The sequence below is a fragment of the Chryseobacterium sp. MYb7 genome (assembly GCF_002979455.1).
GTDB lineage: Bacteria > Bacteroidota > Bacteroidia > Flavobacteriales > Weeksellaceae > Chryseobacterium.
Genome location: NZ_PCOU01000008.1, coordinates 155,162 through 171,446, shown reverse-complemented (window position 1 = coordinate 171,446; position 16,285 = coordinate 155,162). Strand labels below are relative to the sequence as shown.

Here is a 16,285-nt window from a genome sequence, read left to right as displayed (position 1 = left end):
ATTTTTTCATCAGACATCAGTGGTATTTTGACCTCTGCTATCCCATTTGCATTCACCAGAGCTTTGTAGCTTCGGGTATGTCGGTTATTTTTATTGATGACCGGATCATGACCTTTGCCTGGAGCATCATCTTCCCAAAGGTGAAATTCTATTTCCTTGTTGAACATAGCGATGCAATGAGCCTGCGCAATAAGGGTATCGCGGTAGCTGGCTTTATTGACGTCCTTTGCCCCTCTGTTGAAGAGCACTACTTTATCTATTTTCGGGACCTTGTTACTGGTTGGGATAATGGTAAGAGTACCTGCCAGCTCTTTGGTATCTGGAAGTCCGGGTAAAATTCCTTTCTTAGTCTCATAGACTTTCATTTGAAATTCTATTCCCAGCGCTATTTCTCCAAATTTGTAAGTTACTTTTTGACCAGTTTTAGGCTTATCTGTGATGTCTTTCCAGCTTCCGTTTTTTTGTTTCTTATAAATATACCATTCATATTCACCCCTCAGTCCGAATGAAAGATCGGAAGGTTGTACTTCGTAGGAGTAGGCGGCACCTACCAGAGGATTTTGATTCCCGATAATATTTCCTGTCATGGCTAATGTAATATATTACCAACTCTCAGCTGACAGTTATTTAGGCAGGTATTAATTTTCGGGTCAAATTGTAAGATACGATGATAGATAATATCATCAATTAGGATAACATTTTTTTTCATTGTGTTTTTGTGTTGGTTTAAAAACAAAAATAAAAAAAATCCTGATATTGTGACATAAAAAAACATCCCGGATGGACCAGGATGGTGTGAAAAATATAATAAACTGTTATTTTACGATTTCAGCCTCAATGATTTGGGCTCCACTGTATTTTTGTTCGGCTTCCCATAATAAAAACTTGTCTACCTCTTTGATGAGTTTCGGAATGGTAAGTGACAATACTGCCAGGTCATCCATTACTCCCAATACCGGTATCACAAATTCAGGAAGCAGGTCAATAGGGGAGAGTACATATAAAATTCCCAGTAAAGGAAGAATAATGTCTATGGATCTCATTGGATAGACTCCTTTTCTCCACATTTTAACCATTCTGAAAATATCAGGGATCTTTTTTATAAAGCCCTTGTGATTGATGGCTTCTTTTGCAAGATTTAATTTTGAATATTTCATTTTGTGTTAGGATTTAATAAATTTTTCAACGCTATTAAATTCGCAAATCCTGTACCAATAAATTATAAAATTTAGTTAAAATCTTATTTGATAATATTGTCAATGAACTGATGCACAGTCTCTGTGTTCCAGTCTTTTGTAGCATCCTCTTTAATAAGGATTCTTCCATGCTTATCCAGAAGGAAAGTGGTAGGGAATACCTTTGGAAGAATTTTCTCAGAAATAGGGCTTTGAGCAATATATACAGGAACGGTATAGTTATTTTCTTTTAAAAATTTTCTTACATCCTCTTCCTTATCATTCATGGCAATCAGAACAAAATCTACATGATCTTTTCTGGTATCATACAGTTTCTGAATAGAAGGCCATTCTTTTCTGCAAGGCGGGCACCATGTTCCCCAGAAATTAAGGAAAACCCCTTTGTCCTTAAAGTTTTTAAGATTGGTGCTTGGAGCATTTATTCCTTTAAGCTCTATATCGTAATCTTCTTCACTGATGTGAACAGCATTTTCAATGGTAGCTACCGGAAAGAATGTATCCTTAAGGAAATTTCTTACTCCCGGAACAAATGCAACAACACCAATGATTGCTATGATTACAATATAAATGATACTTTTTTTCATATCTCTTTTTTATAGAAGATCCAAAATTTCCTGAACAGCGTCTTTTCCTCTGTTTTTAGCATAATATATCTGCAGATCATTATAGAACATATCTTTTGAATATACTTCAGGATCAGCTTTGTATTTCATCAGGAGTTCATATCCGTATTTTGGACGCGGCCCCCATGAGTTTTTTACATTAAGGTCTTTATCAAGGATAATTACTTTAGGAATAGATTCCGTACCATTGGTCAGAAACTGATTGATTAGACTTTTATCACTATCTCTCAGGAAGACTCTTACCTCATTATGTCCTTCAAAAAATCTGAAAAGAGCAGGCACAGTTGCGCTTGCGTCTCCGCACCATGCTTCGGAAATGATTAAAATTTTTCCGTCAAAATTTTTGGCAGCAAGTTCTTTCAGTTGATCTTCATCCGGAACGTATTTTTTTACCGTTCTGTCCATTCTTTGAAGACCCAGTTCGTAATATTGTTTATAGTCAAGTTCCTGTTGGTTGGCAGGATTTTCTAATCTTTCTTTTGCAATCTGAAGATATTCTTCAAAAGAAATTCCTTTATCCCAGTAATTTTTCATTACCAAAAATATTTATGTTAAAAATTATTGATGTTTCTTGTTTTGTTGATCAAAAACAGGTCTGCCAGTACAAATGCAGCAAGACTTTCCACTACAGGAACCGCTCTCGGAACTACACAAGGATCGTGACGGCCTTTTCCTTCTACGATTACAGGATTTCCGTCTTTGTCAATACTGTCCTGAGGTCTCAATATTGTGGCTACAGGTTTGAATGCTACACGGAAATAGATATCCATTCCATTAGATATTCCTCCCTGAATTCCTCCTGAAAGATTAGATTTTGTAGTAAAATCTGTATTGAAAGCATCATTGTGCTCTTTTCCTGTCATTTTGGCACCACAGAAACCGCTTCCATATTCAAAACCTTTACAGGCATTGATATTAAGCATTGCTTTTGCCAGTTCGGCCTGAAGTTTTGAAAAAATAGGTTCACCAATTCCTACAGGAACGTTTTTAATCACACAAGTGATGGTTCCGCCGATTGTATTACCTTCTTTTTTTATTTCTTTGATTCTTGCAATCATCTTTTCCGCCATTTCAGCATCAGGACAGCGAACATCATTGCTTTCCGTTTGAGAAAAATCTAAGGCCTGATATGGTTTTTCGCAGAAAATATCCCCTACGGAAGAAACGTAAGCGTTGATCTCAATGTTGGATAAAAGCTGTTTCGCAAGTGCACCTGCTACTACCCAGTTCATTGTTTCTCTTGCAGAAGATTTTCCGCCGCCGCGGTGATCCCTGAAACCAAATTTCTGGTCATAGGTGAAATCTGCATGGCTTGGACGATATGCCCCTGCGATATGATCATAATCTTTCGATTTCTGATTTTCGTTTTCAATGATAAAACCAATTGGGGTACCTGTTGTTTTTCCATCAAAGATTCCGGAAAGAAACTTTACTGTGTCACTTTCTTTTCTTTGTGTAACGATTGCTGACTGGCCGGGCTTTCTTCGGTTCAGTTCGTACTGAACCTGATCGAGATCTACCGTTAAACCTGCCGGAAAATTATTGATGATACCGCCATAAGCCACTCCGTGACTTTCTCCAAATGTTGTAAGACTAAGAAGATTACCTAATGTGTTGAACATAATACAAAATTACCTTTTTTTCTTCAGATAATAAAGTTTCTGGATTTGTTCTATTTATAAGTGTTTTTGATATTATTGATAACCTTTTGGGCTTCCTTTTCTTCTTCTGAAGTCATTTTTTTCCAGATAAACCCTTTTTTAAGATCATTTTTGTCTAAAAGCTGAGGGAAAATTCCTGCTTTTACGTAATCAAAAATATAATTAGGGCTCACTGCAGGAATGGGTGTATCAAAACTGTAAGGGTAATGATGGGGTATATTAAATTTAAAATTCCCGACCTTAAATGTATTAAACTGATGGTATTCGTAGGTTGAAGGCTGGTAAAGCTGTTTCTTTTCAAATCCTGTCATAAAACTTCCCACTCTGAAACTTGGAATATATTTCTGGATAAATTCCGGAAAGGATAAGATTGAAATGAAAAATAAGCTGAGCGCAGAAAAGACAATAATAGATTTCTTTTGATCAAAATATTCATAAAACAGAACAAAGAATATTACAAAAAAAACATCTAAAAAAAATCTGTATTGGGCAGAAAAAGTAAGGATTAATACACTTTTTACTAATAATGAGATACAGATTAGGGTGATCATTTTTTTCTTTTTTATCAAGGCAAATGCAGAGAAAACGGCCAGGCTCAGAACAAAAAGAATATTGATTTTGGATTTGATTCCTTCCAGAGAAAACCAGTTTTTGATATAATTTACTATCGAAAATTTCTGAATTTCCTCATACGTATACTGCATATCATAGGTTTTCATGATCGCAAATTGTGATGAGGTTTTTAGCACTTCCGGATTAGGTTTCCAGGATGCTCCAAAATCGCCTATAGCTACGGGAAAAACAGGATAACCGAATACCCAGATGTTTTTCACAAAGAAAAGTAAGAGAATGATAATTCCTAAAAATAAAGGTCTGAAGCTGTTCTTAAAAATAAATACCGAACTTAAGAATGTTAGTACAGGCAGCCATATCATAGTAGGTTTTATCGCAAAAACAAATACCGAAAATGCAAAAAGGAGTTTGGTATTTCTGTTTCCTGCTATGGTTTCATTTAAAATAATTAGAGAAAAAATAATAACAGGCAGATCCGGGCTTGGCGACTGTGAAAACAGTAATAATATAGGAAGAAAACAAAGCTGGATCCAGCTTTTTCTTTCAATGATATAAATACTGTAGATAATGAGCAGTATGGAATTGATTCTCAAAAACGGATCAGAGAAATTGGAAAATCCAGCCTGAAAAATATGCCATACAGACATTTGCCCGAGCGTTAGGTCTATATTTGAAATTCCCTTTACCAGTCCATATTCTGTGAGCCATTTCAGAGTGGGAACATAGTATCCAAAATGATCTAATATATAAGGATAAAAAGAGCCTGCAAAAATAATAATAAGAGAACTTGCGCCCAATAATGCAAAATCTTTTTTTGAAAACTTATAAAATTCCTGATATAATCTATCTTTAAAGAAAAGCAATAATCCCAATAGGATGGAAGGGAGTTCTACTTTCATATTTAAAGGGATGAAAAAAGAAATAAATGTCCATATCAGACTTATGCCCAGAATTCCGGATAAGATTTTTCCTGAGATTCCCTGGAATAAAATTCCCCGTATATTTTCCATGATTTTCCCCCAGCCCATGAGGACAGGAATGATAAAAATGGAAGAAAACAGAATTAATATCATAAAAAAAGATTGCTTAAAAGTAAGCAATCTTTATATTTTATTCTTAAAAATATTTATTAACGGGGTTGTACTCTTCCGTCTTTTCTATCCTGTGATCTACCAATGGTATATCCTGTAGCACCTCCTACAACACCACCAATTACAGCTCCCAGTCCTCTGTTTTTCTTGGCAATCAGGGCTCCGGCAGCAGCTCCACCTACAGTACCAATAACGGTTCCTTTGGCAGCTTTACTCCATCCTTTTTTCTGGGTAGTTCCCTGTGAAGTACCACTTCCGTTGTTGGCGTAACTTCCGTTGCCGCTTCCTCCGGAATTAGAGTTTGAGCTTCTGTCTCTATATATTGTTCTTGTTTCTCTGATTACTTTTGGTCTTGAATTATTTTCAGCAGCAATTCTTGCTTTTTTGCTTTCGGATATACTGTCTGCTTTTTTCTGAGCTTCATAGACCATTTTTTCCTTTTCAATAGCCAGTTTTTGTTTTTCTATTTCAAGTTGTCTGGCCTGAAATTCAAGTTTCTGTGCTTCCAGTGACTTTTCTGCAACGCTGTCGTCTTTCTTGCAGGCCGTCATTAACAAGACGGATAAAAAACCTGCTAATACTATCTTTCTCATAATTCAAATTTTAATACGATAAAGCCAAAACGACTTTAATTTTAGTTTTATTTTCAATTATGAAGCCAAATTTTAGTTAATGAGTGTTAAAATTATTATTAAATCACCAAAGTAATTTCTAATAACGCTTAGTTTTATATTGCTGGTGCAGGATTTCGGGAGTATTTGTAAATTTTAATTCACTGATAGTTTTTATTGAATTCATATAAGTTGATTATTTTTGAACTACCAAATTACTTTTTAATATGAAAAAATCAATTTTTACAGTATCAGCATGGATTGGATTGCTGACTGTTACAACGTCGTTTTCCTCTGGAGAAATAATAGAAGGCAATAAGATTTGTTCAGAAGTATCGGATAAGGCACCAAAGGCTCAGACTTATAAAATCCGTTATGGTCTTCTTTCTAAAAGTGGAGCAAAAATCCTTTCAGGAAATTATGATGTAGGAAGTTTTGTTGCTGAAAATATGACCACCGGAGAAGTGTATGATACGTATTATGGTGGTGGATTTCAGTCGGTTCCTCAGTATTATGATGGTCTTCCTGCGGGAACTTACACTTTTTCTGCAATGCAGGGACAAGGTGGCTGGGTAGGTTATGGAACAGTAGTTGCTACAGTTTCTGATGCACAGGTAGATTCTGACGGATATATCACGGTATATATTCCAATCGTCTGGGAAGAATAGGTTTGTGAGCCAAAAAATAATTAGCTAAATTTACCCTTCCAGAAATGAAGATTTTTCTTTAGATATTCAATGGATATCTGTGATCTTTGTTGATTTTTATGCAACTATCATAATGGCATAAAATTGAGATTGATTTAATCTTCAGGATGCAGTTTGACTCTTATAGAAGTATTCATTCTTCAATTCCGGCCTTGTATTATATTTTTCTTCAAAAGAAAAATAATTAAGCGGTTATGATGAATGATTTTACAATATTCTGTTTGGATTTTTCTAAATAGATTTTTTTCATCATTTGTGTTTTTTAGGCCTCCATCAGGAGGCCTTTTCATGTAAGGTTATTATAATATTAAAGTTTATGATTCTGCTCATATAATAATTGAGCAGCATATGGTAGATTTGATAAAACATTTTCATTCCATATTTTATCAAAAAGACTTCTCGAAACGAGAAGTCTTTTGTTTTTTATATACTATCCAAAGTAACTTTTATTTTGCTGATTAGGCGTTCTATTCGATTATTCTGATAATTAAGAAGTTCAAATATTTCCTGTGAACTGGTAAAAATTTCAGGAACAGTTTTGTTGTTAATTGCTTTAAGTCCTCGTCTCTTCATGGTCTCATGGATTACTCTGGCAAATGATTCTTTTGCACTTTGTTTTGCTTTATCCTGGGAAATTCCATGGGAGTGAATTCTGTATAAATATAGAGGCTCTTTGAGGTATTTTACTTCTCCTTGTTCCAATATTTTTAAGTAAAGATCCTGATCTACCGCATTTTTCAAATTAGGATTAATGCCTTTTGTTCTTAAATATGTTTCCCTTTTGAATACAAAGAAATGGGCAACCTGAATAGGGCAATTAAAAAAATAACGGTTGTTGTAGATTTGCTTGGTGCCGGCATATGTGCTTTTGGGAGTGAGATTTTCATCACAAAGTCTCATTTGGGAATAAACGGCTGCCAGATCATTTTTGTGTATAAATTCATGAACGGTTTTTTCAAGTGCTTCGGGATAAATGGCGTCATCCGGATCCAGGTAAGCACACAGATCTCCCTGAGCATATTGTATGCAGGCCGCTTTTGTAAAACCACAACCTTGATTGATAATGTTATGATAGAGTTTGAATCGGGAATCATTTTTGATCAGAGACTGGATCATCTCTACTGAATGATCTGTAGAAGCATCATCAATAATAATCACCTCCCAGTTTTCATAGGTTTGATTAATTAAGGATTGATAGCATTCTTTAAAATACTTTCCATTATTATAGTGGGCTATAAGTATAGAAAATTTTATCACGTTCTTTTGAATTAATAATGTAAAATTATATAATAATGCAGATTAAAAACTTAACATGGATCATGGTGTATTTGATATTTTTTTAATATATTTTACCTATTATGAATTGTTATTATTCTTTAAATATTATTTATTAATAAGAAATATAGAATATTTTAAAATTAATCCAATGTTTAATTATTATTTTATGATTCTTTATTGTCTTTTTTTGAGAAATATCGTCTGCCATCCAGAAATTCACTATTGAAAAGAATTAATAATTTTATGATTATACTCATAAAATAAAAATAAAGACTGGTATATCTTTGGTGCTAGAATCAACAGATAAATTAATTTTTATCTCTGATATAAAATTTTTTTTCATCATTTGTGTTTTTTGAGGCCTTCATTTTTTGGAGGCTTTTTCATGTAATGTATTACAGATGACAAATATTATGTCATCTGATTTAGATAAAGAATAAATTATGCAAATAGAGAGTTGGTTTAGTTTTTTTTTGAAGGTCAATAAAGTATATGTTTCTTTAATATGAATTTAATTTTATGAAACTGTAAATTATTTTTTTTTTAATATTTACATTCTGATGTTGGAAATGTTTTAATTAATTATAAATAATTATGAAGTGGATTTTAAAGCATCTATAAAATCGGTTTAAAATGCTGAAATCACAAAAATGATATTATAGGAATAAATAGGTTTTTTTTATCAAAAATGATATTCTTGGCACGATTTTTCGATATAGTAATGTAACTCATGTTTAATTTGAGTTTTCATGGTTATTAGTTTTTATCCTCGGAATTTCCGAGGATTTTTTTTTGAATTGAAATAAAAAATCCCCGCTAAGTGGCAGGGATATTTATTAAGGCAGGTTTGATAAATCATCTAATTTACTTTCTAAAGACAGAACTTCAGCATTGTTATATTGATCTGCTTTATCAAGTAAGTGTCCCAGATAAATGCCGATAGAGTCTATATTCCTTCTTGAAATAAAAACATTTTCTCTTTGAATTTCCTCTTCTATTTCTTCCACATAATCTATTTCTTCATCATCAGCTTTGTCTTGTATTTCCTTTTCATACTGTATTGCTGCGAGTATGAGGTTTTTTTCTTCAGGGGTAAAGTGTATCATCAGTATTTGATTTTAGTATTATTTTTCTATGGATTCTTTGATCCCTTTTTTAACGGCATATTTTATTAATCTGTAAAAGCCATAAATACCACCTAACATCAATAGGGTTAATATAATTGCTGAAATGATAATGTGTGTTGATGATATTGATAAAAACATGGTTAGCTATTTATTAAAGATATGGTTATTATTTTTCCATAAATATAATAATATATGTGTATGGTGAGGTAAGAAATAGAAACAAAAAAACCTCTAAATAACTTAGAGGTTTTTTCTGAGGTACCTAGCGGATTCGAACCGCTGTAGATGGTGTTGCAGACCACTGCCTAGCCGCTCGGCCAAAGTACCATTTTTACCATTTTTGAGGTGTGCAAATATAGCAAAATTTCTTTATGAACAAAAGTTTTTAAGCAATTTCTTTCTTTCCAAGAGCTTCTATTTCGCTTTTTGCTTGAATTTCAGCCTGATAATTTTTGATGTTAATTACTCTTGTTTCGCTCCAGCTGTCATGCCATCCGTTTACGCCAAGAAATGATAACCCATCAAAAGGGACAATTCTGGAAAGACTTCTGTAAATAATTTGCTGGGTGGTTGGTTTTGTACCGTCTGTACTGATTACTTTGGTTCCTGTAATATATTTTGCAACGGTTCTCCCATCTAAATAATTTTCCATCAAAAAATAATAAAGACAATAATTGAAATTTCCAATCAGAATTTGCCATAATAAATTTCCATTACTATAGAAGTAGAAAAACTCAATTGAAGTGGCCTCATAAAGAAGATTAGAAACAGTAGAGAGGAGATAATTAATAATATATAGTACTATAAGGTCAAGAAAATTATTAGCAAGTCTGATCCCTGATGAAGCTTTGTTATATTCAACAACATTTAGAATTGTTTTCATGTATAAGATTATTAGTTTTTTAGTTTAATTTTTTATTTGAAGTTCTAGAAGCCATTGACCAATAATTTTAAAGAAGCATTGGTATCAATAACGGCTGTGATTCCTGTATTGCTGAGTAAAATTTTACTTGGTTTAAGATTGAATACTTTTCCGTTCATCTTTAAACCTTTATAATATTCTTTGTTAAAGGCTTCTTCGATGCTTTTTCTTGAAGTTTCTTCCAGTTCCTGAGTAGGAATACCGTATTCTTCTTCAATCATTTTTACAATTTTCCCCTGAAATAGGAGGGAAGCTGTTTTTTGAAGGATATTGGTTGTTTTCAGTTTAAATTTCGTTTCCGATAAAACAATCTTCCTTTTGGTTTCATCATACACCGGAATCCCTGAAATAATGGATGTTCCTTTGATATAGCCGTCAGTCTGAGCCTCAATAACCACTCTGTCATCAACACCATATACTCTGATATCGGTTACCTTCACTTTAGAATCACGAACATCAAACTCCTTGTTCAGGAAAGTTTTTCTTGCCATATTGCTTGCTTCAGTGAAAGGAATATTGGCTGTTGTCTGCAAAATAAACTTATCCGCAACAGTAGGAGTGGAGTTAAAATTAGCAACACTTGTCACTGGGGAAGAAGCGGAAGGTTTATTTCCTGTAAAAGTTTCCGAATAAATATCCACCCCAAGAGTAGCATTGATCTGGTTTCCATAAAATTTCAAAGGAGTGATATTAACACCCACAGGGCTTACTTTAAGCCAGGTATTATATTCTTCCGAAATATTGAAGGGCTGCAGAAAAGTATTCCACGCCATTAAGGCATATTGCTGGAAGTTCAGCTGCGTAGCCATTTGCTGGTCTATCGTTTTACAGAATTTTTCCTGTTGCTCTTTTAAACTTTTTTCAACAATGGAGGTAATAGGAATCTGTATTCTTCCATAATCAAGCACTGGTTTGCTTACCCATCTGAAACCGTTCGGCTGGGTATTCGTAGTGATTGTCCAGTTGTTTTTAAAAGTAACCGTGGTATTGAAAGACATTACCGTTTCAAAAGTGGTATTTTGATAGGTATACACTCCCAAAGTACCAATTCCTTTTTCTGCCCATATTTTTAAGGGAACTTCAATCAGTAAATTCTGGCTGGTTCCTCCTACAAGACGGATAGGTCTGGTCTTCCAGACTTTTACTTTGAACTGGTCATTGTTGTTATCAGTATAAGAATCATCCTGATACACCAGATCTTTCACAGAAGCATTGATCATATTGCTCAGTTCCGAAAGAGGAATCGTCACAGGCATTGTAATGCTGGATTTGATCTTAGGGAAGTTATAAGCCGCCAATTGATTATCAACACCGGTTTGACCAAAAGTGCTGATCCCTATTGCTAAAAATAATATTTTAACGAATTTCAATTTGTATGTTTTTTTAATGAAACGAAAATAAGCATTTTAATTTTCCGGTTTAAAGCTCTTTTCAAGCTCAATGCTGGCACCTTTCTTTTCTCCCTGCATTGGTGGGGCTGTTTTCGTTATTTTTAATTTAATATAATCGACCTGTGGAAAGCTGTCATGAATTTTTGTGATGATTCTTCCGGCTACATGTTCCAATAATTTGGATTTTATTTTCATTTCGCCGTGAAGGATGTCATTGATATCCGCATAACTTATGGTGTCATGCAAATCATCAGATGTGGCGGCTTTCCACAGATCGGTATGAAGTTCTGCATTCAGAATATAATACGTTCCGATGATATTTTCTTCGGGAAGTACACCATGGTACGCATATATTCTTACATCTTCAAGATATATTTTGCTCATTGCTTCAGATTTTATGAAGCAAAAATCGTCTTAATTCTTCAAAATCTGAATTTATTTCTACAGTTTTTTTCTCCTTTTTCATAAGTTCATTCAATGTTTCCGGAATTTCAATCTGAGTATGAATCGCTTTTTCCACAGCATCAGGGAATTTTACCGGATGAGCAGTACCCAGGATAAATCCTTTTTGCTCAGGATTTTCTTGCAAGTACTGTTCCATTGCAGCAAATGCCACAGCGCTGTGAGGTTCCAGAATATATCCGTATTTCTCATAGACTTCCGTAATGGTGCTCATTGTTTTGTCATCATCAATGGAATAAGCTGATATTTTATTTTTCAATGTTTCAAACTGATGCCCGAAAAGTTCCAGAATTCTTACAAAATTACTCGGATCTCCTACATCCATGGCATTGGATAGGGTAGCGACTGCTTTTTGTGGCTGGTAGTTTTGCGTTGCAAAATAATCCGGAATGACATGATTGGCATTACAGGCCGCAATAAAATGATTGGCAGGTAAACCTCTGAAATGAGCAAGCAATCCGGCACAAATATTTCCGAAATTTCCGCTAGGAACACAGATTACCGGATGTTCCTTATGATATTGTTTCCATTGTTTCAATGCAATTAAATAATAAATCTGCTGGGGAAGCCATCTTGCCACATTGATAGAATTAGCAGACGTCAGAAACAACTGGCTGTTGATTTCTTCATCCGAAAAAGCCTGTTTTACAAGATTCTGACAGTCATCGAAACTGCCGTTGACTTCCAATGCTGAAATGTTTTCTCCCAATGCCGTAAGCTGTTTCTCCTGAACCGGACTTACTCTGTTCTTTGGATACAATATCACTACATCAATCTGTGGGATTTTATAAAAACCATGGGCAACAGCTCCACCCGTATCTCCTGAAGTGGCTACAAGAACAGTGACTTTTTTCTGTTCGTCTTTCAGGAAATAAGACAGACAACGGCTCATGAATCTCGCGCCAATATCTTTGAAAGCTAAGGTAGGGCCATGAAACAGTTCCAATATAGATATCTGTTTATTGATCTTGACCAAAGGGATATCAAAACTGACAGTTTCTTCAACAATTTCTTTTAAGATTTCTGAAGGAATTTCATCTCCCACAAAATCTTTCATGCACCTGTATGCAATTTCTTCATTAGAATATTGATCAAGATTTTGAACAAATTCTTCATCAAACTGAGGAATACTTTCCGGAAAAAACAATCCTTTTTCTTTCCCCTGACCTTTTATGGTTGCCCCTTTGAAATCAATTTTTTCCGAATGGTCCTTTAAATTATAATATTTCATTTCTTTTTTTTAAGATTAAGCTTCTTCAACGATTTGGATTCCCGCCGGATTTATTTTTGAAACGTACACCAAACTTTCTATTTCAATTGAATCATAGACTGATTGCATCATCCGGGCAATTTTTTCTGCTGTTCCTTTTTGTTCGGATAGCATAAAAATAGAAGGCCCTGAACCGGAAATTCCGCCTCCCAAGGCACCCAATTGTAAACTTTTTGCTTTGATTTCGTCAAATTTCGGAATCAAGATACTTCGGATGGGCTCTATAATGACATCATTAAGACTCCTTCCAATCAGCTGAAAGTCATTTTTTTGAATTCCTGCAACGAGTCCGGCTATATTTCCCCATTGCTCTACTGCGCTTTTTAAGGTGATGTTTTTCTTTAAAATCTGTCTGGCATCTGAAGTTTTAACTTCCACTTGCGGGTGTACAGCAGTTACAAATAAATCAGGGCTATTCAAGGGAATAATATCAATCGGGCTGGTAGATTTTACCAAAGTAATTCCACCATAGATGCATGGTGCGATATTGTCTGCATGGCGTACTCCTGAAGCAAGCTCTTCTCCAAACATGGCAAAATGAATCATTTCCTCTTTCGAGAGTTTGTTTCCTAATAAAAGATTAGCTCCAAAGGCTGCTCCGGCGGCACTTGCCGCACTGGAGCCGAGCCCGCTGCCAGGCTTAATATGTTTATGGATAATGACTTCAAAACCGTTTTTCATATTAAAATATTCCTGGATTTTTAACAGGACAACTCCAGCAACATTTTTAGAAGGCTCTTCTGGAAGCCCGAAAGAATCTGTATGTTTTATAATAATTTCGGGAGTTTCCAGTAATTTAAATTCCATCTCATCGTATGGATCATGGACTGCCATTCCCAGAATATCAAATCCGCAAACCAGATTGGCTACAGTAGCAGGGACTTTTAATTTTACTTTTTTCATAAATGTATTTTTTAAATAGAACGAATAATATCTGCAAAAACTCCGCTTGCTGTCACTTCAGCACCGGCACCAGCACCTTTTACGACTAATGGCTGTTCAGAATATCTCAGGGTTTTAAAAATAACAATATTGTCTTTACCATAAAGGTGAAACAGATCACTTTCCGGAGCAATATGCTGCAGACCTACTTTGGCTTTTCCATCTTCAAATTCTGCGACATATTTTAATATTTTTCCTTCGGCTTTTGCTTTATTCAATAAGTTTTTAAAATGCTCTTCATACACCGTAAGTTTCTCATAAAAGTTATCAACGCTTCCTTGCATACATTCTTCCGGAAGAAAACCGATGTTTTCAATTTCATCAAACTGAAGGGGATATCCGGCTTCTCTGGCCAGAATTAAAATTTTTCGTGCGACATCTGTTCCAGATAGATCAAGCCTCGGATCGGGTTCTGTATAACCTTCCTTCTGAGCCTGAGCCACTACTTCAGAAAAAGCTCTGCTTCCGTCATACTCATTAAATACAAAATTCAATGTCCCACTCAATACAGCCTTAATAGATTGAATCCGATCTCCACTTTTGATGAGGTCGTTGATGGTTCCTATTACCGGAAGTCCTGCACCTACATTGGTTTCAAAGTAGAAGTTGCAACTGTGGTTTCGCGCTGTATTTTTTAATGTTTTATACTTTTTGAAATCTGAAGAAGCTGCAATTTTATTACAGGCAACGATATTAATACTTCTGTTTAATAAGCTTTCATACACTTCAGGAACATCAGCACTTGCCGTTACATCAACGAAAACAGAGTTTCTAAGATTTCTGCGGATAATTTCATCAGCAAATTCCCTGGCAGAGGCTTTCTCACCCTTCTGATCCCAGATAAGATAGTTTTCTTTTGATATTCCCTGATCGGAAAATACCATATAACGACTGTTGGAAATTCCTGCAATTCTCAGATTGATTAAAAAGTTTTCTTTTAAATAATCATTTTGATCATAAATCTGCTGAATCAGTTTTGAACCTACATTTCCGGTTCCACAGATGTAGAGGTGAATTTGTTTAACTTCAGACTCAAAAAATTCTTCGTGAAGTACATTCATTGCTTTTTTACTGTCTTTTTCTGAAATGACAATACTGATATTTCTTTCAGATGATCCCTGAGCAATTGCTCTTATATTGATTCCGTTATTTCCGAGACATCCAAACATTTTTGCACTCACACCACTTCTGCTTTTCATACTTTCTCCTACCAAAGCCACAATGGAAAGCCCTGTTTCAATTTTTGCAGCATACACTCTTTCCAGATTGATATCATCAGCAAAAGAAGAATTGATAGCATGTTCTGCACGCAAAGCTTCTTTTTCCTCAATAGCAATGGTGATAGAATGTTCCGAAGATCCTTGAGTAATCAGGATTACATTTATTTTTTCATGGCTCAGACACTGAAAAAGTTTTGCTGAAATACCCGGAATTCCCACCATACCACTTCCTTCCAATGTGAGCAGGGCAATATTGTTCATATTTGAAATCCCTACTGCGATCTGTTTTTCATTCTCTGAAGATTTCAGCTGATGTGAAATTAAAGTTCCTTGTGCACCAGTATCAAAAGTATTCTTGATGATCAGGTCTATATTTTTTACCATAACAGGTTGAATGGAAGGCGGGTAAAGCACCTTTGCTCCAAAATGAGACAGTTCCATCGCTTCATGATAAGATATTTCCGAAATAGGTTTAGCATTGGAAACAAGACGGGGATCAGCAGTCATCATCCCGCTTACATCGGTCCAGATCTGAAGTTCTTCTGCATGAATAGATGCGGCAATAATGGAAGCTGTGTAATCAGAACCTCCTCTTCCTAATGTTGTTGCATTATTTTTTTCGTCTTGAGCTATAAAGCCAGGACCTATGATGATGTTGTTCTGATTTTCATTCACAAAATTGATAATATTTTTTTCGGTAGAGTCAAAATCTACTTTTGCGTGGGTGAAATTACTGTCCGTTCTGATCAGCTCTGCAGAATTCATCCATGCACAATCTAATCCTTCATGCTGGAGTCTTGCTGCTATGATTTTTGATGACAGAAATTCTCCATAAGAAGCTATCTTATCTTTTATTCTGTCTGTCAATTCACCAAGTACTGCAATTCCATTGCAGAGGTCTTCAATATCGTTGAAATGCTTTTTTACAAAGCTTAGCCATGAACTTTGTTCTGTGATTGGGAAAAGATCTTTCACCAGACTGATATGTTTTTCTTCAAGATTCTGAACAATCTGAATATAGCTTTCATCTTTTAATGAAGCATATTCTGCTGCTTTGATTAACTGATCAGTAACGCCATGTAGAGCTGATACGATAACAACAACTTTGCTTTTTAAAGATTCACTTTTTATGATGTTTTCCACCAGTAAGATATTCTGAGAATGGGCGACTGATGTTCCGCCGAATTTTAAAACTTTCATCAATTATTTTT

At 34.9% G+C, this 16,285-nt stretch carries 16 protein-coding genes and 1 tRNA gene; 1 reads left to right on the top strand and 16 read right to left on the bottom strand.

Annotated elements, in window-relative coordinates:
- The 7 genes from CQ046_RS09035 to CQ046_RS09005 all read right to left on the bottom strand — a co-directional run.
- Positions 1 to 587, bottom strand: a 587-nt coding sequence (locus CQ046_RS09035; protein WP_133166627.1) for a hypothetical protein, incomplete at its 3' end; no start/stop codon positions are given.
- 228 nt (positions 588 to 815) lie between these two features.
- The gene (locus tag CQ046_RS09030; RefSeq protein WP_105701939.1) at positions 816 to 1,157 is read right to left on the bottom strand and encodes a YkvA family protein; all 342 of its coding nucleotides are present in this window, start codon (positions 1,155 to 1,157) and stop codon (positions 816 to 818) included.
- A gap of 83 nt (positions 1,158 to 1,240) precedes the next feature.
- Positions 1,241 to 1,780 (bottom strand): TlpA family protein disulfide reductase, encoded by a 540-nt coding sequence (locus CQ046_RS09025; RefSeq protein ID WP_105701938.1) that lies wholly within the window; start codon positions 1,778 to 1,780, stop codon positions 1,241 to 1,243.
- Positions 1,781 to 1,789: 9 nt separating this feature from the next.
- Positions 1,790 to 2,353: a thioredoxin family protein gene (locus tag CQ046_RS09020; RefSeq protein ID WP_105701937.1), complete on the bottom strand. Its 564-nt coding sequence runs from the start codon at positions 2,351 to 2,353 to the stop codon at positions 1,790 to 1,792.
- A gap of 17 nt (positions 2,354 to 2,370) precedes the next feature.
- Positions 2,371 to 3,441 (bottom strand): chorismate synthase, encoded by a 1,071-nt coding sequence (aroC, locus tag CQ046_RS09015; RefSeq protein ID WP_105701936.1) that lies wholly within the window; start codon positions 3,439 to 3,441, stop codon positions 2,371 to 2,373.
- Between the two features lie 50 nt (positions 3,442 to 3,491).
- Positions 3,492 to 5,063: an LIC_10190 family membrane protein gene (locus CQ046_RS09010; protein WP_228406916.1), complete on the bottom strand. Its 1,572-nt coding sequence runs from the start codon at positions 5,061 to 5,063 to the stop codon at positions 3,492 to 3,494.
- 119 nt (positions 5,064 to 5,182) lie between these two features.
- Positions 5,183 to 5,737, bottom strand: a complete 555-nt coding sequence (locus CQ046_RS09005; RefSeq protein WP_105701935.1) for a YMGG-like glycine zipper-containing protein — start codon at positions 5,735 to 5,737, stop codon at positions 5,183 to 5,185.
- 245 nt (positions 5,738 to 5,982) lie between these two features.
- On the opposite strand from CQ046_RS09005, the gene CQ046_RS09000 reads away from it, so the two are divergent.
- Entirely contained in the window at positions 5,983 to 6,423 is a 441-nt protein-coding gene (locus CQ046_RS09000; protein WP_105701934.1) for a hypothetical protein, read from the top strand.
- 462 nt (positions 6,424 to 6,885) lie between these two features.
- Here CQ046_RS09000 and CQ046_RS08995 read toward each other — a convergent pair whose 3' ends face one another.
- The 9 genes from CQ046_RS08995 to thrA form a co-directional block, all read right to left on the bottom strand.
- Positions 6,886 to 7,719: a glycosyltransferase family 2 protein gene (locus CQ046_RS08995; protein WP_105701933.1), complete on the bottom strand. Its 834-nt coding sequence runs from the start codon at positions 7,717 to 7,719 to the stop codon at positions 6,886 to 6,888.
- A gap of 857 nt (positions 7,720 to 8,576) precedes the next feature.
- Positions 8,577 to 8,846: a hypothetical protein gene (locus tag CQ046_RS08990; RefSeq protein WP_105701932.1), complete on the bottom strand. Its 270-nt coding sequence runs from the start codon at positions 8,844 to 8,846 to the stop codon at positions 8,577 to 8,579.
- 277 nt (positions 8,847 to 9,123) lie between these two features.
- A tRNA-Cys gene (locus CQ046_RS08985) sits at positions 9,124 to 9,194 on the bottom strand.
- A 58-nt stretch (positions 9,195 to 9,252) separates the two neighbouring features.
- A complete protein-coding gene (locus CQ046_RS08980) occupies positions 9,253 to 9,750 on the bottom strand; it encodes an RDD family protein (RefSeq protein WP_105701931.1) in 498 nt (165 codons plus the stop codon).
- A gap of 44 nt (positions 9,751 to 9,794) precedes the next feature.
- A complete protein-coding gene (locus tag CQ046_RS08975) occupies positions 9,795 to 11,159 on the bottom strand; it encodes a DUF4403 family protein (RefSeq protein ID WP_105701930.1) in 1,365 nt (454 codons plus the stop codon).
- A 36-nt stretch (positions 11,160 to 11,195) separates the two neighbouring features.
- Positions 11,196 to 11,564: a dihydroneopterin aldolase gene (gene folB / locus CQ046_RS08970; protein ID WP_105701929.1), complete on the bottom strand. Its 369-nt coding sequence runs from the start codon at positions 11,562 to 11,564 to the stop codon at positions 11,196 to 11,198.
- 4 nt (positions 11,565 to 11,568) lie between these two features.
- A complete protein-coding gene (thrC, locus tag CQ046_RS08965) occupies positions 11,569 to 12,873 on the bottom strand; it encodes a threonine synthase (protein WP_105701928.1) in 1,305 nt (434 codons plus the stop codon).
- A 15-nt stretch (positions 12,874 to 12,888) separates the two neighbouring features.
- Positions 12,889 to 13,815, bottom strand: a complete 927-nt coding sequence (locus CQ046_RS08960) for a homoserine kinase (RefSeq protein ID WP_105701927.1) — start codon at positions 13,813 to 13,815, stop codon at positions 12,889 to 12,891.
- An 11-nt stretch (positions 13,816 to 13,826) separates the two neighbouring features.
- Positions 13,827 to 16,274: a bifunctional aspartate kinase/homoserine dehydrogenase I gene (gene thrA / locus CQ046_RS08955; protein WP_105701926.1), complete on the bottom strand. Its 2,448-nt coding sequence runs from the start codon at positions 16,272 to 16,274 to the stop codon at positions 13,827 to 13,829.
- Positions 16,275 to 16,285 lie beyond the last annotated feature (11 nt).